At 74.5% G+C, this 26,334-nt stretch carries 10 protein-coding genes; all 10 read right to left on the reverse strand.

Going from position 1 to position 26,334, the window contains the following annotated elements:
• Nucleotide 1: 1 nt before the first annotated feature.
• On the reverse strand, nt 2–4,078 hold the full coding sequence (locus tag AC0VYL_RS27300; protein ID WP_475481878.1) for an amino acid adenylation domain-containing protein: 4,077 nt from the start codon (nt 4,076–4,078) through the stop codon (nt 2–4).
• 97 nt (nt 4,079–4,175) lie between these two features.
• Complete coding sequence (locus tag AC0VYL_RS27305) at nt 4,176–8,012, reverse strand: non-ribosomal peptide synthetase (protein WP_475481879.1); 3,837 nt, start codon at nt 8,010–8,012, stop codon at nt 4,176–4,178.
• The gene (locus AC0VYL_RS27310; RefSeq protein ID WP_475481880.1) at nt 8,009–19,366 is read right to left on the reverse strand and encodes an amino acid adenylation domain-containing protein; all 11,358 of its coding nucleotides are present in this window, start codon (nt 19,364–19,366) and stop codon (nt 8,009–8,011) included. The genes AC0VYL_RS27305 and AC0VYL_RS27310 overlap by 4 nt, the downstream gene beginning before the upstream one ends.
• A 79-nt stretch (nt 19,367–19,445) precedes the next feature.
• The gene (locus AC0VYL_RS27315; RefSeq protein ID WP_475481881.1) at nt 19,446–19,697 is read right to left on the reverse strand and encodes a phosphopantetheine-binding protein; all 252 of its coding nucleotides are present in this window, start codon (nt 19,695–19,697) and stop codon (nt 19,446–19,448) included.
• Nucleotides 19,698–19,700: 3 nt separating this feature from the next.
• The gene (locus AC0VYL_RS27320) at nt 19,701–21,047 is read right to left on the reverse strand and encodes a lysine N(6)-hydroxylase/L-ornithine N(5)-oxygenase family protein (protein ID WP_475481882.1); all 1,347 of its coding nucleotides are present in this window, start codon (nt 21,045–21,047) and stop codon (nt 19,701–19,703) included.
• A 1-nt stretch (nt 21,048) separates the two neighbouring features.
• A complete protein-coding gene (locus tag AC0VYL_RS27325) occupies nt 21,049–21,708 on the reverse strand; it encodes an isochorismatase family protein (protein ID WP_475481883.1) in 660 nt (219 codons plus the stop codon).
• The gene (locus AC0VYL_RS27330) at nt 21,708–23,354 is read right to left on the reverse strand and encodes a (2,3-dihydroxybenzoyl)adenylate synthase (protein WP_475481884.1); all 1,647 of its coding nucleotides are present in this window, start codon (nt 23,352–23,354) and stop codon (nt 21,708–21,710) included. Before AC0VYL_RS27330 ends, AC0VYL_RS27325 begins: the two co-directional genes overlap by 1 nt.
• On the reverse strand, nt 23,354–24,517 hold the full coding sequence (locus AC0VYL_RS27335; RefSeq protein ID WP_475481885.1) for an isochorismate synthase: 1,164 nt from the start codon (nt 24,515–24,517) through the stop codon (nt 23,354–23,356). The genes AC0VYL_RS27330 and AC0VYL_RS27335 overlap by 1 nt, the downstream gene beginning before the upstream one ends.
• Nucleotides 24,518–24,589: 72 nt before the next feature.
• A complete protein-coding gene (locus AC0VYL_RS27340) occupies nt 24,590–25,345 on the reverse strand; it encodes an SDR family oxidoreductase (RefSeq protein ID WP_475457307.1) in 756 nt (251 codons plus the stop codon).
• Between the two features lie 487 nt (nt 25,346–25,832).
• Entirely contained in the window at nt 25,833–26,300 is a 468-nt protein-coding gene (locus AC0VYL_RS27345) for a MarR family winged helix-turn-helix transcriptional regulator (protein WP_475481886.1), read from the reverse strand.
• Nucleotides 26,301–26,334: the final 34 nt, after the last annotated feature.

The raw sequence follows: 26,334 nt of genomic DNA on the forward strand, positions 1-26,334 counted from the left end.
CTTATTTCGACTGGAAACCCGGGGTCGGGTTCCCGCGCGCGGCCCTCAGGGCGCGGTCGAGGACCGGGCCGATGACGGAGAGCGCGGCCGGGCCGGTGAGGTCGTCGTGGTGGTGGTCGACGGGGGTGTCGTGCACCTGCCCCCGCACGTGTTCCTTCCACAGCTCGGCGGTGATGCCGGAGTCGGGTTCGCGCTGGGCGGTGGCGGAGAAGAAGTGCAGGTCGCCGTCGAAGACCCGGTATCCCGTGCGGTACATGACCTCGTTGGTGTACATGCGGGCCCGGACCACGCGCTCGATCGTGTCGGTGTCGAAGTCGGCCCAGACGCCGTCGCTGTCGCGCATGAACTCCACGACCTCCTCCCGCCGGTACGGCGCGGTCAGCCAGGAGGGCAGGTCGCGCTGTGAGCTGGAGAGCAGGAACTCCAGCGCCTCCTGTTCGGCCTCGGCGTCGGACATGGCGCCGCCCGCCCGCAGGACGGGCGCGGAGTCGGTGGGGTAGGTGTCCAGCATCCCGAGGAAGGCGACCTCCTCCCCCTCGGCCTGGAGGAGGGTGGCGAGGCCGTGCGCGATCTGCCCTCCGAAGGACCAGCCGACCAGGTGGTAGGGGCCGTTGGGCTGGACGGTGCGGACGAGGCGGGCGTAGCGCTCCACGAGTCCGTCCATGGTGGGCGGCAGGTCGTCCTCGCGCAGGCCCGGGAACTGGATGCCGACGATGGGCCGCTCCTTGTCCAGGTGGGGGGCGAGCCCCGCGTAGGACCAGCTGAACCCGCTCGCCGGGTGGAAGCAGAACAGCGGACTCCTGCGTCCGCCCTCCCGCAGGCGCAGCACCGGGGCGAGGAGGTCCTCGCGGCGCGGGGACTCCAGGTACGCGCGCAGGCGGGCGACGGTGGGCGCGGCGATGAGGTCGCCCGCGCGCAGCCGTTGCCCGGTGCGCTTGCGGACGCGGCCGACCAGGCGCATGGCCAGGAGCGAGTGCCCGCCCAGGTCGAAGAAGTCGTCGTCGATGCCGAGTGCGGCGCCGGGCGCGTCGGCCTCCCCGCCCAGGCCGAGGACGGCGGCGAAGTCGTCGCACAGGGCGCGGTCGACGTCGTCACGCGGCGGGCGGCCCTCGCTGCCCGTGTGGGCGGGCGCGGGCAGCGCGGCCGGGTCGAGCTTGCCGTTGATGGTGAGCGGCAGCCGGTCCAGGGTGACCAGGGCCGAGGGCACCATGGCGTCGGGCAAAGTCCCCTGGAGGTCCCGGCGCAGGGCGTCGGTGTCGACGTCGGCACCCGAGGCGGGGACGAGGTAGGCGACCAGGCGCCTGAGGCCGGGGGTGTCCTCGCGGACGACCACGGCAGCCTGCGCGACGGCCGGGTGCTCCTCCAGGGCGGACACCACCTCGCCGGGTTCGATGCGCACACCGCGGATCTTGACCTGGTCGTCGGCCCGGCCGAGGTAGTCGATGAGCCCTTCGGCGTCCCAGCGGACCAGGTCACCGGTCCGGTACATGCGCGAACCTGGCGGGCCGTACGGGTCCGCGACGAACCGCTCCGCCGAGAGGTCGGGTCGGTTGGCGTAGCCCCGGGCCAGGCCGACCCCGGTCACGTACAGCTCGCCGGGGACCCCCGGGGCGACCGGGCGCAGGGCGGAGTCGAGGACGTGGACGTCGGTGTTGGCGATGGGGCGCCCCACCGTGGGGGTGCGGCTGTCGTCGGTGCCGCCGCCGAGCGTGTTGATCGTGTACTCGGTGGGCCCGTACAGGTTGTAGCCGAGCACGCCGTCGGCCTCGCGGAGGGTGTCCCAGACGGTGGCGCTGACCGCCTCACCGCCGAGCAGGACCAGCGGCGGGCGGTGGGCGCCGCCGCGGGCCTCCGCGTCCGCGTCCGCGGCGCCGCCGAGGAGGCCGTCCTCGATCAGCTGTCCGCAGTAGGACGGGGTGACGTTGACGACGTCGATGTCCTGGTCGGAGCAGTAGGCCACCAGGGCGGCGGAGTCCCGGCGCAGCTCCTCGTCCATGAGGTGCACCTCGTGGCCGTCGATCAGCCACAGGAGCTCCTCCCAGGACATGTCGAAGGAGAACGACACGGTGTGGGCGACCCTCATGACCCGTCCGCCCTGGGCCTCGACCACCGGGTCGAAGATCTCCGTGCGGTGGTTGACCAGCATGTTCACCAGGCCGTGGTACGGGATCTCCACGCCCTTCGGGCGCCCGGTGGAACCCGAGGTGAAGATGACGTAGGCGAGGTGGTCGGGCCGGTGGGCGGCGGGGGTCCGGGGCCGGGAGAGGTCGACCCGGGCGAGGTCCGCGACGACGCGCGGGTCGTCCAGGCGGACACGGCGGCCACCGGCGCCCGCCTCGGGGTCCCGCTCCGCGGGCAGGTTCTTCGCGGCGTCGGCGGTGGTGACGGTGACCAGGGGGTCGGAGTCGACGAGCATGTGGCCGAGCCGGGCCGCCGGGTGCTCCAGGTCCAACGGCACGTACGCGGCACCCAGCTTGAGCACGGCGAACAGGGTCACCACCCAGTCGGCGGAGCGGTGCAGCGCGATGGCCACCCTGGCCTCCGGGCCCACGCCGAGGCCCGCGAGCAGGCGGGCCAGACGCTCCGCGCGTTCGTCGAGCACGGCGAAGGTGAGGCTCTCGTCACGGGTGACCAGGGCCGTGCGCTCGGGGGCACGGCGCGCGGACTCCTCGAAGATCCCGGCGAGGGTGGTGTCGGGGAGTGCGCGCCGCACCCCCTCCCCCAGCCTGAGGGCGGCGCCCGCGGTGTGCGCGGGGAGCGCGTTGAGGTCGGAGACCGGGGCGTCGGGTTGGGCGGCGATCTGTTCGAGCAGCCGCACGACCCGGTCGTACAGGTCCCGCGCGGTCTCGGCCGTGACGACGTCGGTCCGGTAGGCGAGGCTGAGCCGGAGTTCGTCGCCGGGCTGGGCGACGAAGGTCAGCGGGTAGTGGGTGGCGTCGTTGCCGGTGACCGACTCCAGGCCGGTCCGCTCGCGCACCTCCCGGTAGCGCTCGTCGTCGCGCGGGATGTTGCGCTGCACGTAGAGGGAGTCGAAGAGCCGCTGCCCGCCGACCGCGCCCTGGATGTCCGCGAGGCTGACGTGGTGGTGCGGGAGCAGGTCGGCCTGCTCTCCCTGGAGGCGGACGAGGAGGTCGCGGACGGTCTCGGCGGGGCGGACCCGCACACGGACCGGCACGGTGTTGAAGAAGACGCCGACGATCGAGTCCACTCCCTCGATCTCGGGCGGGCGCCCGGCGACGGTGCTGCCGAAGACGATGTCGTCGCCTCCGGTGTGGGAGCGCAGGACCAGCCCCCAGGCGGCGAGGAAGAGCGTGTTGGGGGTGATCCCGGTGTCGCGTGCCAGGGCCGTGAGGCGGCCGACCAGGTCGGGGGCGACGACCCCGTCGACGGTGCGGGGCATGATCGTGGTGTCCCCGGCGTCGGCGGCCGAGACGAGGGTCCCCTCCTCGACGCCCTCCAGGGCGGAGCGCCAGGCGTCCACGGAGCGCTGACGGTCCTGGCGTGCCAGCCACACCAGGTAGTCGCGGTAGGGCCGGGGCGCGGGCAGTCCGGTGTCGTCCCCGCCGCGCAGGTACAGGTCCATGAGCTCGGCGTTGTGGAGCTCGCCGGACCAGCCGTCCATGACGATGTGGTGGAAGGTGAGGACGAGGACGTCGCGGTCGTCGGGCAGGTGCACGAGGACGTGCCGGATGAGCGGCGGCCGGGAGAGGTCGAAGCGGCGTTCGCGCTGGCCGACCCGGATGTGCTCGAAGCGGCGCCGGGCCTCGACCACCGGCAGGTCGGACAGGTCGGTCTCGTGCCAGGCGACCGGGACCTCGCGCGGGATGAACTGGACGGGGCGTTCGACGCCCTCGTGCATGAACCCGGCGCGCAGGGCGGGGTGGCGCCGCAGGAGGGTCCGCGCCGCCTCGCGCAGGGCGGCGGCGTCGACCCGGCGGGTGAACTCGAAGACGTTCTGGACGGTGTAGACGTCCAGGTGCTGCTCGTCCTTGACGGAGTGGAACAGCAGACCCTCCTGGAGGGTCGCGAGGGGGAGCACGTCCTGGATGTCGCCCGGGCCCGTGGCGCTGGCGTTCATGGGTGTCCTCTTCTGGTCGGTGCCGGTGTGGAGGTGCGGGGGGGGTGATGGGGCTCGGGGGGTGATGGGGCTCGCGGCGGGCGGCCCCGAGCGCGGTTCAGTCCCGCGTGTTCCAGAGCTGCTGGAGCTGGTCCATGTCGCCCGCGTCGAGGAGGTCCGTGAACTCCTCCCCCGGTGCCGGGGTGGGCCCGGTCTCCTCCTCGGACGGCGAGCCGGACCCGGACCGCTCCCGGTCCGCGCTCCGCTCGGCGTGCGCGGCGAGGCGTTCGGGCGTGCGGTACGTGAACACGTCCCGGACGGTGAGCTCCAGCCCGGCGGCGCGGGCGCGGCCGACGAGGCGGATGGACGTGACGCTGTCGCCGCCCAGGGCGAAGAAGTCGGCGTCGGCGGGGACCTGATCACCGGCCACGCCCAGGAGGTCCGCGACGGCGGAGCCCAGGACCCGTTCGGCCTCGGTGGCCGGGGGCCGCCCCGAGGCGGTGGCGGGAGCGGGGTCGGGCAGGGCGCCCCGGTCGAGCTTGCCGTTGACGCTCAGCGGCAGCCGGTCCAGGACGGTGACGGTGGCGGGGACCAGGGCCGGGGGCAGCGCGGTGGTCAGCTGGGCGCGCAGGTCGTCCGGGTCGGGGGTGCGGCCGGGCGCGGGCACGACGTACCCGGCGAGGGCGGTGGTACCGGTGTCGCCCGTGGTGCGGACGGTGACGGCGGCGTCGGCGACCCCGCCCAGGGCGCGCAGGACCGCCTCGGCCTCGCCCGGTTCGACGCGGACGCCGTTGATCTTGACCTGGTCGTCGGAGCGTCCGAGGTAGACGAGGGCCCCGTCCGCCCGGCGGCGGACGAGGTCGCCGGTGCGGTAGAGGCGTGCCCCGGCCGGACCGGACGGGTCCGCGACGAAGCGGGAGGCGGTGAGGTCGGGGCGGCCCGTGTAGCCGCGCGCGAGCTGGACGCCGCCCAGGTAGAGCTCCCCGACCGCTTCGGGCGGGACGGGGCGCAGGGCGTGGTCGAGCACGTGCAGGGTGGTGTTCCAGACCGGGCGCCCGATGGGGACCGAACCGCCGTGGAACGGGTCGGGTGCGGGGTCCCCCGGAACCACGGCGGGGTGGGAGGTGACGTCGATGGCCGCCTCGGTGGGGCCGTAGAGGTTCTCCAGGCGGGTGCCGGGCAGGGCCGCGGCGAAGGCCCGCGCGAGGTCGCCGCCCAGGGCCTCACCGCTGGCGATGACCAGGCGGAGAGCGGGGACCGACGCGGAGGACGACGTGGTCGCCGAGGCGGAGACCGGCCTCGTGGCCGACCCGGGGGTCGACCCGGGGCTCGACGCGGGGTCGGGTCCGGCGCCAGCGGAGAGTTCGTCGAGGAACAGGCGGAGCACGGCCGGGACGAAGTGGCAGACGGTCACGCGCCGACCGGCGAGGAACCCGACCAGGTACGCGGGGTCGCGGTGGCCGTCCGGGCGGGCCGGGACGACGGCCGCGCCCACGGCCAGCGGCCAGAGGAACTCCCACACGGAGACGTCGAAGCCGACCGGGGTCTTCTGCGCGACCCGGTCCTCGGGGGTCAGCCCGTAGGCGGCCTGGGTCCACTCGACGCGGTTGGCGATGGCCCGGTGGGAGACCCCGACCCCCTTGGGGCGCCCGGTGGAGCCGGAGGTGAACAGGGTGTAGGCGAGCTGGTCGGGGTGCGGCCGGGCCCACGGCAGGGGCGGGAGCGCGGCGATCCGGTCCCGGGTGTGCGGGGCGTCGAGTTCGATCCGTGCGACCTCGGCGGGCAGGTCCGCGAGGTCCGCCCGCTGCCCCGAGGTCGTGACCACGGCGACCGCCCCGGCGCGTTCGGCCATGTCGGCCAGGCGCGCGGGCGGGTGGTCCGGGTCCAGTGGAAGCAGCACGCCCCCGGCGCGCACGACCGCGACGAACGCGGTGACCAGGTCGGCGCCGCGCGGCAGGGCGACGGCGACCACCGTGTCGGGGCCGACGCCGTGTTCGTGGAGCAGCCCGGCCAGCCGCGCGGCGTCACCGTGCAACCGGCGGTAGGTGAGCTCGCGGTCCTCGGTGACGACGGCGGTCCGGTCCGGGTGGGCCCGTTCGGCCGCCGCGAGCAGCGCGTTGACCGTGTCGTGGCTGGTGGGGTGCGCGGTGCCGTTCTGGTCGGCCAGTTCCGTGTGCTGGGCCGGAGTGAGCAGGTCGAGTTCGCGCGGTGTGCGCCGGGGGTCGGCGCACACCTGGTCCAGCAGGTGGGTGAACAGGTCCAGCAGCTGGCGGGCGGTGTCCCCGTGGACCGCGCCCGGCAGGTGGTCGAGGCGCAGCGGGGTGCCGAGGTCGGGGCCGTCGTCCGGCAGGACCGTGAGCGTGGCCGGGTAGTGGGTGGCGTCCCGGACCCGGATGTCCCCTGCCCGGACACCGGCGTGGTCGGCGCGGGCGGCGGCCTCGTCGAGGGGGTAGTTCTCCACCACCAGGAGGGTGTCGAAGAGGGTGCCGTGTCCGGCGGCGCGCTGGACCTCGGCCAGGCCGGTCCACTGGTGGTCGAACAGGTCGGCCTGGTCCACCCGGACCCGGGTGAGCAGGTCCGCGAGGGGTTCGGCGGGGTCGAGGCGGACCCGGACCGGGAGGGTGTTGGTGAACAGGCCGACGGTGTCCCGGGCGCCGGGGAGTTCGGCCGGGCGCCCGGAGACGGGCTGGCCGAAGACGACGTCCCCGCGCCCGGTGTGCGCGGCGAGGGTGAGCGCCCACGTGACCTGGAGGACGGTGTTGACGGTGACCCCGGTGTCGGCGGCGAGGGCGCGGAGCCGCTGGCTGGCGGTGGCCCCGAGCCGTGCCCCGACGCTGGCCGGGGCGGGTGCGGGCGTGCCGGTGCGTGGGGAGGGACGCCCCCCGGACACGGCCTCCTCTGCTCCGACCACCCGGCCGGGCGCGAGCAGGGTGGGTTCGGCGAGGGTGTCCAGGGCGGCGGCCCACGCCTTGCGGGCGGACTCGCGGTCACGGCCGTTGAGCCAGGCCAGGTGGTTCCGGTAGCGGGGGGCGGCGGGCAGCGCGCCGCCGTCCGCCTCGTACAGGCGCAGGAGGTCGCGGGCGAGGATCGGCAGTGACCAGCCGTCGAGCAGCACGTGGTGGGCGGTGACCACGAGGACGGTGCGGGTGGGGCCGGTGGTGAGGGCGTGGAAGCGGATGAGCGGCGGCGCCGAGAGGTCGAACCCACGGGCGAACTCACGCTCGGCCACCCGGTCCTCGGCGTCCGGGTACACGGGGTCCGCCCCCGGGGAACCGGGCACCGGGTTCGGGGAACCAGGCTCCGCGTTCCGCGCGGGCACCGCCCCCGGGGATCCGGGCTCCGCGTTCGGGGAACCGGGCTCCGCCCCCGGGGAACCAGGCACCGCGTTCCGCGCGGGCACCGCCCCCGGGAATCCGGGCATCGCCCCCGGGGAACCAGGCACCGCGTTCCGCGCGGGCACCGCCCCCGGGAATCCGGGCATCGCCCCCGGGGAACCAGGCACCGCGTTCCGCGCGGGCACCGCCCCCGGGGAACCGGGCACCACGTTCGGGGAACCGGGCGCCGCGTTCCGCGCGGGCTCCTCGTTCGGGGCACCGCTCCCGGTGCCCGCCCCGGGCCGCGTGAGGTCGGTGCGTGTCCAGTCCAGTTCGGTGGCGGCGGGCACGAACTGGACCGGCTGGTCGAGTTCCTCGTGGAGGAAGCCCGCGCGCAGGTTCGGGTGGCGGTCGAGCAGCGCGGACGCGGCACGGCGCAGGCGTTCCGCGTCGACACGGCCGAGGAGTTCCACGCGCAGCTGGATGCCGTACACGTCGGCCTCGCCCCCGTCGAGGGCGTGGTGGAACAGCAGCCCCTCCTGGAGAGGGCTGAGCGGCAGGACGTCAGCGATCGCCCCGGGGGCGGCGGGCGTTCCGGGGGCGGCGGGCGTTCCGGGGGCGGGGCTGGTGGGCTGGGTCATCGCCGCTTCCTCCACATCGATTCGAGCTGGTCGAGCTGTCCGGGGGCCAGGGAGATCAGGGGTTCCTCCGGGGCGGCGGGGGCGGGTTCGGGGTCCGGTGGGGAGGCGGGTTCCGCGACCGCGGCGAGATCGGCCACCACCGGGTGGCGGAAGACCTGGCGGCCGGTGACGGTCCACCCGGCACGGCGGGCGCCGCCGACCAGGCGCAGGGTGAGGACGCTGTCGCCGCCCAGGGCGAAGAAGTCCTCGTCCGCGCCGACCCCGGGCAGGCCGAGGACGTCCGCGTAGACCGCGCAGAGGGCGCGCTCGGCGTCGGTGGCGGGGGCGCGTCCGGCGGGGCGGTCGCTGGCGGTGGACGCCGGGTCGGGCAGGGCCCCGCGGTCGACCTTGCCGTTGGCGGTGAGCGGCCAGGAGTCCAGCGGGACGAACGCGGAGGGCACCATGTAGGCGGGCAGCCGCGCGGAGAGCGCCGATCGGAGGGCGTCCGGGGTCGGAGCGGTACCGGAGCTCGTGAGGTAGGCGACCAGGCGGTGATGGCCGTCCGGTCCCTCCTGGGCGGTGACCACGGCCTGGGCGACGCCGTCGACGCGGGCGATCGCGGTCTCGATCTCCCCGAGTTCGATCCGGAAGCCGCGCACCTTCACCTGGAAGTCGGCGCGTCCCAGGAAGTCCAGGGTGCCGTCCTCCTTCCAGCGGGCGAGGTCACCGGTCCGGTACATGCGGGAACCGGGCTGGTCCGAGGCGGCGTGGGGGTCGGCCACGAACCGCTCGGCGGTGAGGCCGAAACGCCCGTGGTAGCCGAGCCCGACCCCCGCGCCCGCGATGTACAGGTCCCCGGCGACCCCGACCGGGACCGGCTGGAGGTCGGCGTCCAGGACGTACACCCGGGTGTTGGCCATGGGACGGCCGATGGAGACGGGTGCGCCGGTCCGTACGGGCGACGTGGTGGACCAGACGGTGGTCTCGGTGGGCCCGTACACGTTGGTGACGCTCGGGGCGTGGGCGGTGAGCCCGTCGGCCAGCGCCTGGGGCAGGGCCTCGCCGCCGACCAGCACGCGCAGGTCGCGCAGGACGTCCGGCTTGGCCTCCAGGAGCATCCGCCACAGGGTGGGGGTGGCCTGCATGATCCCGATCCCGCCCCGGTCCAGCAGGTCGGCCAGGGCCACGCCGTCGCGGACGGTGTCCTTGTCGGCGAGGACGACCGTGGCCCCGTGGAGAAGCGGCAGGTAGAGCTCCAGGGCGGAGATGTCGAAGCTCACGGTGGTCACGGCCAGCCAGCGCTCACCCGGACCCAGCGGGAAGCGCTGGCCCATGTCGGTGAGGAAGTTGGCCAGGTTGCGGTGGCTGACCACCACCCCCTTGGGGCGACCGGTCGAACCCGACGTGTACAGCACGTACGCCACCGGGTCCGCGTTGACCGGGTCCGCGTCCACCGGACCTTGCGCGTGCGCGGGGACGGGCGGGTCGGACACCTCCTCCAGGTCCAGGACGGGCGCGGTGACACCGGCGGGGGCCTCCACTCCCCCGCCGGTGAGCACGAGGACCGCCCCGGAGTCCTCCACCATGTACGCGAGCCGGTCGGCCGGGAACTCCGGGTCCAACGGCAGGTAGACACCGCCCGCCCGCTGCACGGCCAGCAGCGACGCGAGCATGTCCACCGAACGCGGCATCGCCACCGCGACCGTCCGTCCGGCACCGACCCCCCGGGCGCGGAGCAGGGCGGCGATCCCCTCCGCGCGTTCGTGCACCGAGGCGTAGGTGTGGGTGCCCGCCCCGTCCTCGACGGCGACCGCGTCCGGGGTGCGTGCGGCCCAGTCCGCGAGGGCGTCGCAGGGGCGGGCGGCGGTGACGGCCGTGACGGTGTGGTTGAACCCCTCCAGCAACCGCTCGCGTTCGGCGGCTCCGAGCACGTCGAAGGCGCCGAGGGTGCGCTCCGGCGCGGCCGCGACCTGGCCCAACAGGTGGACGAGGCGGTCCGCGATCCGCTGCGCGGTCGGGGCGTCGAACAGGTCGGCCGAGTGGTTGAGCGCCAGCCGGGTCCCCTGGAGCGGGTCCTCGACGTAGGCGAACTCCAGGTCGAACTTGGCGGTGTCCAGCGGGGTCTCGACCAGCCGGGTGACCGAACCGAAGAGCCGGTCGGCGTCCTCGGGCCTGCGCTGGTAGGACACCATCGTCTGGAACAGCGGGTGACGGCTGGCCGAGCGCTCCGGGCGCAGGGCCTCGACCACGGTGTCGAAGGGGGCGTCGGCGTTGGCGAAGCCCGCGAGGTCGACCTCGCGCACCCTGGCGAGGAGTTCCGCGAAGGTCGGCCGTCCGGACAGGTCCAGGCGCAGGACCAGGGTGTTGAGGAAGAAGCCGACCGCGTCCTGGAGCCCCTCGTCCGCGCGGTCCGCGACCGGGCTGCCGAGGGGGATGTCCTCTCCTGCGCCGAGGCGGTGCAGGAGGGTGGCGACCGCCGCCTGGACCACCATGAACACGGTGACGCCGTGGGCGGCGGCGAGGTCGCGCAGGGCGGCGTGGAGTTCGGGGTCGACGGGGGTCTGGGCGAGGCCCCCGGCGTGCGAGGGGGTGGCCGGTCGGGGCCGGTCGGCGGGCAGGGCGAGTTCGTCGGGGATCCCCTCCAGGCTGCGGCGCCAGTGGTCGAGCCGCTGGCCGAGCGGGCTCTCGGGGTCGTCGGCGGCGCCGAGCCAGTCGGCTCGGGAGGCGGCGTAGTCCGCGTACTGGAGCGGCGGGGGCGTCCAGTCGGGGGTACGGCCCTCGGCGCGGGCGCGGTAGGCGGTGTCCAGGTCGCGCAGGAGCGGCCCGAACGACCACTCGTCGGCGACGATGTGGTGCAGGACCACCAGGAGGACGCAGCCCGTGTCCGCACCGGTGAACAGGCGGACCCGCAGGGGCGGGCGTTCCGCGAGGTCGAAGGGCTGGGCGGTGACCCGGGCGAGCGCGGTGTCCAGGGGCTCGCTGAGGTGCTCGGTCGTCACGTCGACCAGGTCCGGGGTGTCGGCGGCGAGGAGGTGCGGGACCGGGGTGCCCGGCTGCTCCGGGTCGGTCCGGATGACGGTGCGCAGGACCTCGTGCCGCCCGACCAGGTCGGTGACGGCGGCGCGCAGGGTGCCGGTGTCCAGGGGGTCCGCGACGCGTACCGCGAGCGGCACGTTGTAGGCACCGCCGGACTCGTGGAGGCGGTCGACGAGCCAGAGCCGGTGTTGGGCGTGGGAGAGTCGGCGCGGCCGGTCCGTGGGACGCGGGGTGACGCCGGGCCTGGTGTGGGTGGCGTGTTCGGTGCGACGCGCCAGGGCGGCCGCGGTGGGCGCCTCGAACAGGTCGCGCACGCCGATGTCGGCGCCGAGCAGGGACCGGACCCGGGAGACCGCGCGGGTGGCCAGCAGCGAGTGCCCGCCGAGGGTGAAGAAGTCCTCGTCGGGTCCGACCGCGTCCCGGCCGAGCACGTCGGCGAGGATCCCGCACAGGATCTCCTCGCGGGCCGTCGCGGGTGCGCGGCCGTGCCCTTCCGGGGCGCCCGGGTCGGGCAGGGCCCTGCGGTCCACCTTGCCGTTGGCCGTGAGTGGCAGGGCGTCCATGAGCACGAAGGCGCTCGGCACCATGTAGTCGGGCAGCCGCGCCGCGACGTGCTCACGCAGCCCGGTCACGGTGAGGTTCGCCGCGACGGCGGCGGCCGGGGCGGGAGTTTCGTCCGGGGCAGGGGTTCCATCCGAGGCAGAGGTGACACCCGAGGCAGAGGGGACGCCTGGTACGGAAGGGGCATCCGGGGCGGGAGTTCCGTCCGGTGCGGAGGGGATGCCCGGTGTGAGGTCTCCATCCAGGGCGGGGGCTCCGTCCGGGGCAGACGCGACACCTGGTGCGGATGTTCCGTCCAGGGCAGACGTGACACCTGGTGCGGAGGGGATGCCCGGTGTGAGGTCTCCATCCAGGGCGGGGGCTCCGTCCAGGGCAGATCCTGGGGCGGACGCGACACCTGGTGCGCTTGAAGGCACGGCGAAGTCGGCGGAACCGGAGGCTCCCCCGATTCGAGGATCTCCCGGCCGGGCGGGCTCGGACAAGGCGGCGGTGCCGGAGCTGTGGACAACCGCACTGGCGGGGACGACGTGGGCGGCGAGCCAGGCACCGCCGGTCCCGTCCTCGTGCGCGGTGACCACGGCCTGGGCGACGCCGGGGGCGGACAGCAGGGCGGTCTCGATCTCCCCGAGTTCGATCCGGAAGCCGCGCACCTTCACCTGGAAGTCGGCGCGTCCCAGGAAGTCCAGGGTGCCGTCGTCCCGCCAGCGGGCGAGGTCGCCGGTCCGGTACATGCGGGAACCGGGCTGGTCCGAGGCGGCGTGGGGGTCGGCCACGAAGCGCTCGGCGGTGAGGCCGAAACGCCCGTGGTAGCCGAGCCCGACCCCGGCGCCCGCGATGTACAGGTCCCCGGTCACGCCCACGGGCACCGGGCGCAGGGCCGTGTCCAGGACGTACACCCGGGTGTTGGCCATGGGACGGCCGATGGTGACGGGTCCGGTGGTGTCCAGGGGTGTGGTGGTGGACCAGATGGTGGTCTCGGTGGGCCCGTACACGTTGTGCGCGCCCTGGGAGTGCCCGGCGAGCAGGGCGGCCAGGGGCGGTTGCACGGCCTCACCGCCCACCAGGACGCGGAGCGGGGCGAGCACCGCCGGGTCGTGCTCGGTGAGCGAGCGCCACAGCGACGGGGTGGCCTGCATGACGGTGGCCCCGGAGGAGGCGGCCAGTTCGGCGAGCAGACGGGGGTCACGGACCGTGTCCCTGTCAGCGAGGACGACCGTGGCACCGTGAAGCAGCGGCAGGTACAGCTCCAGCGCGGAGATGTCGAAGCTGACCGTGGTCACCGCCAGCCACCGCTCCCCCCGGCTGAGCGGGAAGCGCTGCCCCATGTCGGTGAGGAAGTTGGCCAGGTTGCGGTGGCTGACCACCACCCCCTTGGGGCGACCGGTCGAACCCGACGTGTACAGCACGTACGCCACCGCGTCGGTGTCCGGGGCGGCCGGGCCGACGGGCGCGACGCCTCCGACGGGCGGATGCCCCGTGGCGGAGAGGTCGAGCACCGGGGTGGTGGCACCGGCGGGGGCCTCCACTCCCCCACCGGTGAGAACGAGGACCGCGCCGGAGTCGGAGAGCATGTACGCGAGCCGGTCGGCCGGGAACTCCGGGTCCAGCGGCAGGTACGCGCCGCCCACCCGCTGCACGGCCAGCAGCGACGCCAACATGTCCACCGAACGGGGCACGGCCACGCCCACGACGCCGCCGGAGCGCACGCCGTTCGAGCGCAGCAGGGCGGCGATCTCCTCCACCCAGGCGTCGAGTTCGGCGTAGGTGTGCTCGCCCTCGGCGTCGACCACGGCCGTGGTGTCGGGCGCCCACGCGGCCCAGTCGGCCAGGGCGTCGCAGGGGCGCGGAGCGGTGACGGCGGTCCCGGTGCGGTTGAACCCCTCCAGCAGCCGGTCGCGCTCGGCCGGGGCGGTGGTGGCGATCCCGGCGACCGGCCGTTCGGGGCTGGCCGCGATCTGGTTGATGACGGCGCGCAGGCGGTCCAGGAGCGCTGCGGCCCGGTCGGCGCCGACGGCGTCGGGGCGGTGGCACAGGCGCAGGCTCAGGGCCCGCCCCGGGAAGACGTTGAGGGAGACGGGGTAGTGGGTGGCGTCCTCGATCCGGACGTCGGTCAGGCGGACCCCGTCGTGGTCCTGGTCGGCCAGGGCGTCACGCGCCGGGAAGTTCTCGAACACCAGGAGGGTGTCGAAGAGCGGCGCGTACCCGGACAGTTCCTGGGTGCGGGTCAGCCCGGTGTGGTGGTGTTCGGAGAGCGCGGCCTGGCGGCGCTGGAGGTCGGTGAGCAGGTCCGTCAGCGGGGTGTCGGGGGCCGTGCGCACGCGGACGGGGACGGTGTTGATGAACAGTCCGAGGGTGGACTCCACACCGGGCAGGTCGGCGGGTCGCCCGGAGACGGTGGCGCCGAAGACGACGTCGGTGCGTCCGGTGACGGCGCCCAGGACCAGCGCCCAGGCCGCCTGGACCAGGGTGTTGGTGGTGACGCCGAGGTCGCGGGCGGTGGCGGCGGCCCGCTCGGTCTCCTCCGGGGTGAGGGCGGAGTGCAGGACCCGCTGTTCCCGTCCGCCGTGGGTGGGTGCCTCGGGGGCGAGCAGTGTGGGGCCGCCGAGGCCGGCCAGTTCGGTGGACCACGCCTGGTCGGCGGCGTCGCCGTCGCGGTCGGCCAGCCAGGCGAGGTGGTCGCGGAAGTGGGTGCCGGGAGCGGGGGTGCCCGGTTCCGCGTAGCGGGTGAACAGGGCGCGCAGGAAGAGGGGCGTGGACCAGCCGTCCAGGAGGGTGTGGTGGTCGGTGGTGACCAGCACGTGCCGGGCCGGGTCCAGACGGACCAGGGTGAAGCGCAGCAGCGGCGGGTGGGCGAGGTCGAAGGGGGTGGCCAGCTCCTCGGCGCGCAGCTGTTCGAGGGTGGCCTCGGGGTCCGGGTGGTCGGACAGGTCGACGCTCCGCCAGCGGGGCCGGAGGTCGGCGGGGACGAACTGGACGAGGTCCTCGCCCTCGGCGTGGAAGCCCGCCCGGAGGCCGGGGTGGTGGTCCAGGAGCAGGGACGCGGCGCGGTGAAGGCGGTCCGGGTCGAGGTCACCGTCGATCCGCGTGGCCGACTGGGCCGTGTAGGCGTCATGGCCGGAGCCGTAGAGGCTGTGGAAGACCAGCCCCGCCTGGAGCGGGGTGGCCGGCCAGAGCTCGGCCAGGCGGGCCCGGGGGTCGCCCGAGGTCTCCGCCCAGGCCCGCTCCACCTGCTCGATCCTGGACGGTTCGAGTGCGAGGAGGGGCAGGTCGGAGGGGGTGAGGGTGTGCGGGCCGGGGTCGGCGGCGGACGCGGCCAGGGCGCGCAGGGCGGCGGTGAGGTCGTCGGCCAGGGCACGGACGCCGTGGTGGTCGTGGACACCGGGTGCCCAGCGCAGGGTCAGGTGCAGGCGGGGACCGTCGGGGCCCTCGTGGGCGATGGCGCCGATCTCCAGGCCGTGGGTGAGCGGCTGCCCGGGGTCCTCCCCGAGCATGACCCGGGTGGAGGCGGGCGCCGACTCCCAGGGCTGGGCGGCCGGGGCGCCGAAGCGGCCGAGGTAGTTGAAGAGCACGTCGGGGCGGGCGCGGCCGGTGAGGCGGGGCGCCGTCTCGGGGTTGAGGTGGCGCAGGAGTCCGTAGCCGAGGCCGTGGCCGGGGGTGGCCCGCAGGGTCTCCTTGACCCGCTTCAGCGTGTGGGCGGGGTCGGCGCCGGGGGACAGGGCGACCGGGTGCGAGGTGGTGAGCCACCCGACGGTGCGGGCGAGGTCCACGGGGGCGGTGAGCAGGTCGCGGCGGCCGTGGCCCTCCAGCTCCACGAGGAGGCGCTGGTCGGCGGCGAGGGTGAGGGCGGTGAGCAGGACCTCCTCGGCGCCCACCCGGTAGGTGGCGCCGATCCCGGTCAGGACCTGGTGGGTGAGCTCGGTGTCCAGTTCGAGTTCGAGGCTGTGGCGCGTGGCGACCACGTCGGATTCGGGGTCGAGGTCGCGGGCGCCCAGACGGCGGTGGAGGGCGGGATCGGTCTGCTCGATCCAGTGGTCGAGTTCCGCGAGGCGGCCGGGGTGGCGGGCCTCCTCCTGGAGCAGGCGGGTCCAGCGGCGCAGGGAGGTGCCCGCGCCCGGGAGCTCGACCGCGCGGCCCGAGCTGAGGGCGGCGACGGCGTCCGCGAGGTCGGGGCCGATGACCCGCCAGGACACGCCGTCCACGGCCAGGTGGTGGACCCGGACCAGGAGCTGCCCCATGCGGTCGGGTCCGGCGTCGAACCACACGGCGGCGAGCGGGCGGCCCTCGGTGAGGTCGATCCGGGTGTACGCGTGGTCCGCCTCCCACCGGACCCGCTCCGTGAGAGCGCCCTCGGCCAGTCCCGTGGCGTCGACCCTGGTCAGGGGGGAGGGCCCCCGGAGGTCCCTGGCGGGCGGCACGTCGATCCGGCCCTCGCGGACGCGCAGGCGCAGGGCGCCGTGGTGGGCGACGACGGCGCGCAGGGCGGCGGAGAGGGTCTCCTCGGTGATCCCGGCGGGGGTCCACAGCACCTGCGACTGGGTGAAGCGGGGACGCGGCTCGCCCCCGGCGAGGAGTTCGGCGGTGACGGCGGTCGGTTCGACCGGCCCGACGGGGTTGTCGGGCACGCGGGGGGCGTCGGACGCGGCACCCGCGCGGGGCGCCAGTCCGGCGACGGTGGGCGCCTCGAACACGTCGCGCACGGCCAGGGCCAGCCCTGCGGACCGGGCGCGGTTGACCGCCTGGATGGCGAGGATGCTGTCCCCGCCCAGCCGGAAGAAGTCGTCGTGGAGGCCGATTTCCGTGCCGAGGACCTCCCGCAGGATGTCGAGGAGGGCGTGTGCGGCGGGGCTTTCGGGCTCGCCCGTGCCGGAGCCGGTGCCCGTGGTGGGGGCGGCGGGTTCGGGCAGGGCGGCGGTGTCGACCTTGCCGCTCGTGTTGAGCGGCAGCCGCTCCAGGGCCACGACGCGGGCGGGGACCATGTAGTCGGGCAGGCGCGCGGCGAGGTGGTCGCGGACCTCGTCCTCGGTGGGCGCGACCGGCTCCGGGGCCGTCCCCTGGTCAGCGGCGGCGACCACGTAGGAGACGAGCTGGACGGCGCCCGCGGGGGTCCGGCGCACCACGGTGGCGCACTGGGCGACCCGCGGGTGGGTGCGGGCGACGGCGTCGACCTCGCCGGGTTCCACCCGGTAGCCGCGCACCTGCACTTGGCCGTCGGCGCGGCCCAGGTAGGCCACGTTCCCGTCCTCGCGGACCAGGGCGCTGTCGCCGGTGCGGTACATGCGGGCGCCGGACGGACCGTGGGGGTCGGCCACGAAGCGCTCCGCGGTCAGGTCGGGGCGGCCCGCGTAACCGCGAGCGAGCTGGTCCCCGGCCAGGTACAGGTCACCGGGGACACCGCGTGGGACGGGACGCAGGGCGGCGTCCAGGACGTGGGCGCGCACACCCGCGACGGGGCGGCCGATCGAGGCGGCGGCGCTGTCGCGGACGTCGCAGACCAGGGCGTCCACGGTGTTCTCGGTGGGCCCGTAGAAGTTGAGGGCCCGGGTGCCGGGCAGGGCGCGCAGCCGGTCCCACAGGGGTTGCGGGCAGGCCTCGCCGCCGAAGGTGATCAGCGCGGGCGGCTGGCCGAGTTCGCCGGAGTCGAGCAGGCCCTGGAGGTAGGTGGGCGTGAAGTCCAGGTGGTCGAGGCGTTGCCCGGCGACGTGCGCGGCCAGGCGGGCGTGGTCGAAGAGCAGGTCGGAGTCGATCAGGTGGAGCTCGTGGCCGTGGACCAGGCCCAGCAGGGTGTCCCAGGAGGCGTCGAAGGTGAAGGACCCGGCGTGGCCGATCCTCGCGCGCTCGGGCAGGTACCGGCCCAGGTGGGCGCGCTGGGTGGCGGCCAGGGCGGCCAGGGCGCGGTGTTCGACCACCACGCCCTTGGGCCTGCCGGTGGAGCCGGACGTGTAGATGAGGTAGGCGGCCGACCGGGGGTCGGGGGCGGGGAGCGTGCCGCCGCTCTGTTCGTCGAGGGCGGAGCGGACCTCGTCGGCGTCGAGCTCCAGCAGGCGCGCCTCGGCCTCCTCGGGGAGGCGGTGCGAGGTGGTGGAGTCGGCCAGGACCAGGGTGGGGCGCGCGTCGTCGAGGACGTGCGCGATCCGGTCGGCGGGGTGTTCGGGGTCCAGGGGAACGTAGGCGGCGCCCGCGCGCAGGACCGCGAAGAGGGCGACGACCAGGTCCACGGAGCGGGGTAGGGCGAGGGCGACCACGTCGCCCGGGCCCACGGTGGCGTCGCGGAGCAGGAGGGCGAGGCGGTCGATCCGGTCGGTGAGCTCCGCCCTGGTCAGGCGGGTGTCGCCGTGCACGAGGGCGGTGGCGTCGGGGTCGGCGTCCGCCGCCCGGCCGAGGAGTTCGGTGACCGTGGGCGGGTCCTGGGCCACGGCGGGGGTGACCAGCGGCGCGTCGGCGGGGTCGGTGGTGTCCAGCGCCGCCACCGGGGTGGCTCCGGTGGCGCGGGCGAACGCGCCGAGGAAGCGCGCGAACCCGTCGAGTCGGGCGCGGGCCCCCTGGCGGTCGTAGCGGGCGTCGTTGGCGTTGGCCTCCAGGACCAGGCCGCCGTCGGCCGGGCGGTAGACGGACACGGCGATGTCGTCGACCGGTCCCTCGGACAGGTTGGTGGTGGTGGAGGGGACGCCGTCGAAGGTGAACGTGTAGTCGAACAGCTTGACGTTGATCTCGGGCCCGTACAGACCGAACCGGTCCCCGACCGCGGAGAGGTCACGGCGCAGCTGCTCGGAGCGGTAGCGCTGGTGGGCGCGCAGGTCGCGCTGGGCGGCGGCGGTGCGGGCGGTCACCTCGGCCACCGTGTGGGAGGAGGCGGTGCGCAGGCGCAACGGCAGCACGTTGACGACCATGGCGGGGGTGCGCAGGCCGACGGAGCCGACCCGGCCCATGGACGGCGAGCCCAGGAGGACGTCGTCCGCGCCGGTGAGGCGGTGGGTGTAGGCGGCGAAGGCGCCCACCAGGGCGTCGGCCCAGGTCGCGCCGGAGGCCTTGGCCAGGGTGTCGAGGCCCTCGGCCACCTCGGGTCCGACGGTCGTGCGCGAGCGCAGGAACGAGGCGTGCGGGGCGGGCGGCGCGGCGGAGAGCAGGGCGGGTTCGGGGCGGTCGGTGAGCAGAGCGGTCCAGTGGTCGCGGTCCTCCGCGTACCGGGGTGAGGCCGCGTACTCCTCCTGGTCCGCGACGAGGTCGGCCAGGGAGCCGAACCTGGTGGCCGGGGGCTCCTCGCCCCGGCCCAGGCACGTGTACACGTCCGCGACCCGGCGCGCCATCATCGTGATGGCGTAGGCGTCCACCGCGATGTGGTGGAAGCGCTGGAACCAGAACCACCGGCGGGGGCCCACCCGCAGCAGCGCGAACCGGTACAGGGGCTCGCCGGTCGGGTCGACCGGGCGTTCGCGGTCGGTGCGCATCCAGTCGAGGGCCCGGCCGACGGCGGCCTCCTCGTCGCCCCCGTCCCCCGGGCCGCCGAGGGTGAGGTCGACGACCTCCAGCTCCCTGGGGACCCCGCGACCGACGACCTGCCCGATCCGGTCCCCGTCCACCACGACGCGGGCACGCAGGGCGTCGCTCTCGGAGACCACCGTGCGCACCGCCTGGGCGAAGCGGTCCGTGTCGAGGTCGGAGGGGATGTCGGTGTACTGGCCGACGTTGAACACCGGGCTGTCCGGCGCCGTCTGTTGCGCGTACCAGACACCTGCCTGGGCGCCGGTGAGGCCCAAACGGGTGTCGTGGGTGTCAGCCATGGGGATCGGGCTCCTCGGGAGGGTGCGCGGTCGGATCGGGGGCAGGGGCAGGGCAGGGTGAAAGGTCGGGGGCCGCGGGTCAGCGGTTGAGGAGGGCGACCCAGGCGTCGACGGTGGGCTGCTCGGCGAGGTCGGCGAAGTCGACCTCCACTCCGGCCGCCCGCCACTGCTCCATGAGGCTCATCATGCGGACCGAGTCCATGCCCCGGTCGAAGAGGCTCTCGGCGGGGTCGATGTCCTCGGCCGGTTCCGCGAGGATGTGCGCGGCGTCGGCTCGCACGCGCTCCACCGTGAACGCGGTGTCCGTGTTGCTGTCGGTCTCCTGGGACACGGGTCAGACCCTCTCTTCGGCGGGGGCTCCGGCGCGGGCGGCGACGGAGTCGATGATCTCCGCGACACGGGTCGCGATGTTGGACAGCAGGGAGGCCGACACCCCGTGGGTGTGCTCGGTGCCGCCCTGGAGGTACAGGCCGCACGTGAGGGTGTCGTGGGTGACGACCCGGTAGTCGCGTTCCACGGCCGGGCGGCCCTCGGGGGTGGTGACGACCTGGTCGGCCAGGTCGCCCAGCAGGGGCCGGGCGTCGGCCGGGTGGTAGCCGGTCGCGAACACCACGTGGTGGGCCGGGATCGGGGTCTGCTTCCCGGTGACCAGGTCCTCGACGACCACCGCGACCCCTTCGGCGCTCTCGCTGAGCCCCGCGACCCGTGAGGTGTTGTGCAGGTGCAGGCGCTGGTTTCCGTGGACCTTCTCCGCGTAGTGGCGGCGGTACAGCTCACCGATCAGGTCCGGGTCGACCACCGAGTAGTTCGTGTTGCGGTGGTAGCCGGTGAGCTGTTCCTTGACCTCCTGCGGGGCGGCGTGGAAGGCGTCCACGGCCTCGGGGTCGAAGATGCGGTTGGCGAAGGGGCTGTCGTCGGAGGGGCTGTAGCCGTACCGGGACAGGACCGCGTGGACCTGCGCGCGCGGGAACCGCTGGTGCAGGTGGTCGGCGACCTCTGCGGCGCTCTGCCCGGCACCGACCACCACGAAGGAGCGCGGGTCGGCCTTGGGCGGGAGTTCGGCCAGGCGGGTGAGCAGGTACTCGTTGTGCCACACGCGGGAGGACTGCTCCACGCCCTCGGGCATGCGGGGGCGCAGGCCGGGGCCGAAGACGACGTTGCGGGCGCGCAGCACGAGCCGCTCTCCGGCGGCGTCCTCGGAGACCACGTCGAGGTGGGTGACGCGCTCCCCCGAGTACACGGGGAGCACCTCCACGACCTCGCGCCCGTAGCGGACCTGGTCGGCAACCCGGTCGGCGCACCAGGACAGGTAGTCGTGGAACTCCTGGCGCAGCGGGAACAGCGTCTTGTGGTTGATGAAGTCGTGCAGCCGCCCCACGTGGTGCAGGAACGACAGGAAGCTGAAGTCACTGGCGGGGTTGCGCGTCGTGACCAGGTCCTTGAGGAAGGACACCTGCATGGTGGCGTCGTCGATGAGCATCCCCCGGTGCCAGCCGAAACCCTCCTGGCGCTCCAGGAAGACGGCGGACAGCGGCGGTTCCTGGCCCTGGTCGCGGCGCTCGGCCAGGGCGATGGCCAGGCCGAGGTTTGAGGGTCCGAAACCCACCCCGACCAGGTCGTGGACGGCGGGCGGGTGGTCGTTGGAGGCCACGGTGTTTCCTTCTCGGTCGTGGTCGGTCATGTCAGGCCCCGGTGCGGGCCGGGACCTCGCGCAGGGCGGTCAGCGCCTGGTCGGCCGTGACGACGGCGGCGCAGCGCCCCGCCGCGTAGACCAGGGCGGAGCGGTGGTGCTCGGCGCTGAAGTCGGCCACGGCGTCGGCCACCAGGAACGGCTGGATGTCGCGCATGAAGGCGTCGGCCGCGGTGAGCTGGCAGCCGATGTGCGCGTACACGCCGGTGACGATGATCTGGTCGCGGCCCTGGACGGCCATGCGCTCGGCCAGGTCGGTCTGGGCGAAGGCGCTGTAGCGCCACTTGGTGAGCAGCACGTCCTCGCCCTCGGGGGCGAGCTCGGCGGTGATGTCGGTGTGCTCCGCGACCGACTTCATGCCGCCGCCCCAGAAGTCGCGTTCCAGACCGCGCTGCTCCGGCGTCATGTCGCCGGGCTTGGCGGTGTACACGACCGGGACCCCGGCCGCGTGGCAGGCGGCGCGCAGGGCGGCGATGTTGGTCGTCGCCCCCGCCACCGGCTGGGTCCCCTCGGTGTAGGGGCGCAGGAAGTAGCGCTGCATGTCGTGGACGAGCAGCACGGCCCGGCTGGCGTCCACGGTCCAGGCCGCCCGGTTCTCGGGCAGGTCCTCGGCGGTGGGCAGCGGGTACGGGTCGATGGTCGGCAGTGCCATCACTGGTCTCCGGACGGTTCGGTGGCGCCGCGCAGGTCGCGCTTGGAGGTCTTGCCGACGGCGGTGGCCGGGAAGGAGTCCACGAAGCTGACACGGTCGGGGATCTTGTAGGCGGCGAGCCCTCGCTCACGGAGGAAGGCGAGGAGTTCGCCGCGCGTGGGCGCCTGGCCTCGGGTGATGACGTAGGCGCAGGTGCGTTCGCCCAGGTAGGGGTCGGGGACGGCGACGACGGAGGCGTCGTGCACGGCCGGGTGGGCGAGGATGTGGTTCTCCACCTCCTCGGCGCCGATCTTCTCCCCGCCCCGGTTGATCTGGTCCTTGGCCCGGCCCGAGACCACGAGGTTGCCGGAGGGGTGGCGGCGGACGATGTCGCCGGTCCGGTAGAAGCCGTCCGGGGTGAAGGCGGTGGCGTTGTGCTCGGGCGCCCTGTAGTAGCCGCGGATCGTGTAGGGGCCCCGGGTCAGCAGGTGGCCGGGCTCGCCCTCGGGGACCGGGCGGTCGTGGTCGTCGACGATGAGGACCTCGTCGTGGGCACTGATCGGGCGGCCCTGGGTGGCGGTGACCACGTCGTCGGGGTCGCCGTCCCGGGTGTAGTTGACCAGTCCCTCGGCCATGCCGAAGACCTGCTGGAGGGCGCAGCCCAGGACCGGGGCGACGCGGCGGGCCGCCTGCTCGGGGAAGGTGGCGCCGCCGACCTGGAGCACGCGCAGGGACGACAGGTCGCGGTCGGACTGGGAACCGTGCTCGACGGCGTCCAGCCAGAGCATGGCCACCGGAGGGACCACCGAGGTGAGGGTGACGCGTTCGCTCTCGACCAACGCCAGCGCCGTGGCCGGACTCGGGTCGGGCGCCAGGACGACGGACCCGCCCGCGTGCAGCACGCCGAGGAACCCGGGCGAGCTCATCGGGAAGTTGTGGGTGACCGGCAGGACGCCCAGGTAGACGGTGTCGGCGTCCAGACCGCAGATGTCCGCGCTGGCCCGCACCGAGTACAGGTAGTCGTCGTGGGTGCGGGGGATGAGCTTGGGCAGGCCGGTGGTGCCGCCGGACAGCTGGAAGAAGGCCACGGCACCGGGGTCGGGGGCGGCCAGCACGGCCGGGTCCGGCTCGACACGCAGCCCGGCCAGGGCGGTCATACCGTCCGACGGCTCCCCGGCCACGACCACGTGCTCCAGACCGGGCACCTGGGCGCGCACCTCGGCGGCCATGGGGCGGCAGTCGAACCCGGCGTGGACGTCGGAGGTGACCAGGGCGACGGCCCCGGAGGTGGCGGCCAGGTGCAGGAGTTCGCTGCGTCGGTGGGCGGGCAGCGAGTAGACCGGCAGCGCGCCCAGCCGGAACAGGGCGAAGACCACCTCGAACAGCGGCGCGGTGTTGGGCAGGTGCACCACGACCCGGTCGCCCTCGGCCACGCCCAGGCGGGACAGGCCGGTCGCCACGGAGTCGGCGCGCCGGTCCAGTTCGGCGTAGGTCCAGCGGACGCCGCCGTCCACGACGGCGGTGTGGTCCGCGAAGCGCGCGGCGCGCTCACGCAGGAAGGCGGGGAAGGTCTCGCCCGTCCAGTACCCGGCCTCGCGGTAGGTGTCCGCGAGGTCCTTGGGCCAGGGCGTCCAGTCGTGGTCGGACACGGTTCGGTCGGCGGTCATCAGGCGGCTCCGTCCACACCGAGGGCGAGCAGGAGGGTGCGCAGCTTGGCGGAGGTCTCGGCCAGCTCGGCGTCGGGGTCGGACTCGGGCATGATCCCGCCGCCCGCGTAGAGCTCCAGGGTGCGTCCGGCCACGTCGGCGCAGCGGATGGTGACGACCCACTCGCCGTCTCCGGCCGCGTCGGTGTGGCCGACCGCCCCGGTGTAGAAGCCCCGGTCGAAGGGTTCGAGGCCGCCGATGGTGTCGAAGGCACGGCCGGTGGGCGTGCCGCACACGGCGGGGGTGGGGTGCAGGTCCGCCGCGATCCGGTGGGCGGGCACGTCGGGGTCGACGAGCTCGCCCGTCACCCGGGTGGACAGGTGCCACATGGTGGCGGTCCTTACCAGCTCCGGCTCGGTGGGGACCGAGAGGCCCCGGCAGTGGGGGCGCAGGGCGTCCGCGACCGCCTCCACCACCACGGCGTGTTCGTGGCGGTCCTTGGCGGAGGTGAGCAGGGCGACGGCGCGCCGCTGGTCCTTGGTGGGGTCGGCACTGCGCGGCGCGGACCCGGCCAGGGGGTTGGAGAGCACGTGGCGGCCGCGCTTGGCGACGAGGAGTTCGGGGCTGGCGCCGATGAGGGACCGGGTGCCGGAGCCCCGCTCGGGCAGGTCCGTGGCGAAGACGAAGGCCGTGGGGTCGCGCCAGACCAGGTTGGCCAGAACGGTGGCCACGTCCACGTCCTCGCCGCTCTCCACCCTGAGGCAGCGGGCGAGGACGACCTTGCGCAGTTCGTCGTCCTCGGCCATGAGCTTGACGGCGCGTTCGACGGCGGCGACGTGCTCGTCGGGAGAGGGCACGGGGGTGACCGTCCACGGTCCGCCGAGCGGGCTCCACCGGTGTTCGCTCTTCGCGGCCCTGGTCGGGGAGGGGGACCAGCGCACCGTCTCGGGAACGACCAGATGGGCGGGGTGCGTCGTGTCGAAGGGGATCGCGCCGACGGCGACCGCGCCGTCGCCCGCGTCGGCCAGGGCGCCGGGGATGGCGTCGAGCCGGTCCAGGGTGGTCAGGGCCCCGGTCCCGTGGAGGGCGCGCGAGGCGGTGGAGAAGAACGAGTCCCCTGGCCGGTACGCCGCGAGGAGTTCACCCGCCGTGGCCGCGGGGGCGGCGGTGCGCTGTTCAGGCATGGGTGTGGCCTTTCTGTGTCAGGCACGTGGGAGGGCGGCCGGGGCCGCGGGGCAGGGGGGTGACCGGTCCGGTCAGCGCAGCGCGGCGCCGCCGTCGACGTGGAGCTCGTGCATGGTGATGTGGCGGGCGGCGTCGGAGACCAGGAAGCGCACGGCGGCGGCGACGTCCTCGGGGCGTCCGAGCCTGCCGAGGGGGATGCCGACCTTGAAGTTGGCGGGGTCGCCGGTGATGAGGGCCTGGGTGTCGTCGGTCATCGCGCGCAGCATGGGGGTGTCGGTGGAGCCGGGTGAGACGACGTTGCAGCGCACGCCCCGGGGGGCGAGTTCGAGTCCCAGGGATTTGGTGAGCGCGACGGCGGCTGCCTTGGAGGCGGCGTAGGCGGCCATGTTGGCGCGGGGGACGCCAGCGGCGTTGGAGGCGATGGTGACCAGGGATCCCCGGCCCCGGGGGCCCATGCGTCGGGCGGCGGCGCGTGCGACGGCGAAGACCCCGGTGGTGTTGACGGCGATCATGCGGTGCCAGTCGTGGTCGGTGCAGTCGGTGAGGGGGCCGGTGCTGAGGGTTCCGGCGGCGTTGACGGTGATGGTCACCGGTCCGACTTCCGTCTCGACGCGGTCGAAGAGCGCCTCGACCGCGGCGGTGTCGGTGACGTCGGCCGTGAAGGCGCGGGCCCCGTCCAGGAGGCGCACGGTTTCGGTGAGCCCCGCGGAGTCCACATCGGCCGCCGCGACCCGGGCCCCGTGCTCCGCGAGGTCGACGGCGACCGCCCGCCCCACACCACTCGCGGCTCCGGTGACCACGACGACGGCACCGTCGATCCCGTCCATCTGTCGCCCCCAGCCTCACTGACCTGCAAGGAATTAGGTAACCCTTGCCTTAATTAGGCAATCCTTACCTAAGAAGTTCGGGGCAAGTCTCCGGCGAGCCACGGCGGGATGTCAACCAGAGCCCCAGGGAGACCTGGATCACACGAGATCAGTGGCAAGCGAGACCCCACCTCACCCGGAGCCAGCCCCACAGCACGCAGAGCGACGGTGTTTGCGCAGGTCAAACCGCCAGAACCGGCGTTACCACCGGCGCGGGAAACCCCGGGGCCACCCACCCCGAACAGAGCCGAAACCCTGTCCGGGGTGAGGTGGTTGTCACCTTCGTGCGAACCCTGCCCGGGTATGCGCACCCGCGCACCCGGACCGTCGGGGGGTCGGGTTCGGTCGATGGCACGCGCGGAGGGCACGCGGGACGGGCACACGTCCGGGAGGCGGACGCGTGGGGGGGTGGCATGCGGAGGCGGACGCGTGTGGGGGCGGCGCCGACTCAGTCGGGCTGCTTCTCCATGTGGTCCGAGACGCGCTGGGTCAGCCGGGCGAACGTGCTGAGCTGGTGCGGCGTGAGGGCGTCGACGAACAGGCGGCGCACGTGCTCGACGTGGAGGGGCGCGGCCTCCTCGATCGCCGCGTAACCGGCCGGGGTGACGACGATGAAGGCTCCGCGAGCGTCGTCGGGGCACTCCTCCCGGGCCACGAGACCGCGCTTCGTCATCCGCCTGACCTGGTGGGAGATACGGCTCTTCTCCCAGTTCAGGAGCTTGGCCAGTTCCAGGAAGCGCATCTTCCCGTCGTCGGTCCCCGTGAGGTTGACGAGGATCATGTAGTCGGAGGCGGACATCCCGGAGTCGGCCTGGACGAGACGGGAGAGCCGCCCGATGAGCGTCTCCTGCATGCGGATGAAGCTGTCCCACGCGGCCTTCTCGTCCGCATCCAGCCAGCGTGGTGTCTCGTTCATGGGCGCAGTGTAACGAAGAAGTTGACACCTCATC

The sequence above is a fragment of the Nocardiopsis sp. iso_238 genome (genome assembly GCF_056173325.1).

Bases quoted from the DNA above. Each gene is read 5' to 3' on its own strand.
- AC0VYL_RS27300 (WP_475481878.1), bottom strand. From the start codon at position 4,078: ATGAACGCCAGCGCCACGGGCCCGGGCGACATCCAGGACGTGCTCCCC.
- AC0VYL_RS27305 (WP_475481879.1), bottom strand. From the start codon at position 8,012: ATGACCCAGCCCACCAGCCCCGCCCCCGGAACGCCCGCCGCCCCCGGA.
- AC0VYL_RS27310 (WP_475481880.1), bottom strand. From the start codon at position 19,366: ATGGCTGACACCCACGACACCCGTTTGGGCCTCACCGGCGCCCAGGCA.
- AC0VYL_RS27320 (WP_475481882.1), bottom strand. From the start codon at position 21,047: ATGACCGACCACGACCGAGAAGGAAACACCGTGGCCTCCAACGACCAC.
- AC0VYL_RS27325 (WP_475481883.1), bottom strand. From the start codon at position 21,708: ATGGCACTGCCGACCATCGACCCGTACCCGCTGCCCACCGCCGAGGAC.
- AC0VYL_RS27330 (WP_475481884.1), bottom strand. From the start codon at position 23,354: ATGACCGCCGACCGAACCGTGTCCGACCACGACTGGACGCCCTGGCCC.
- AC0VYL_RS27335 (WP_475481885.1), bottom strand. From the start codon at position 24,517: ATGCCTGAACAGCGCACCGCCGCCCCCGCGGCCACGGCGGGTGAACTC.
- AC0VYL_RS27340 (WP_475457307.1), bottom strand. From the start codon at position 25,345: ATGGACGGGATCGACGGTGCCGTCGTCGTGGTCACCGGAGCCGCGAGT.
- AC0VYL_RS27345 (WP_475481886.1), bottom strand. From the start codon at position 26,300: ATGAACGAGACACCACGCTGGCTGGATGCGGACGAGAAGGCCGCGTGG.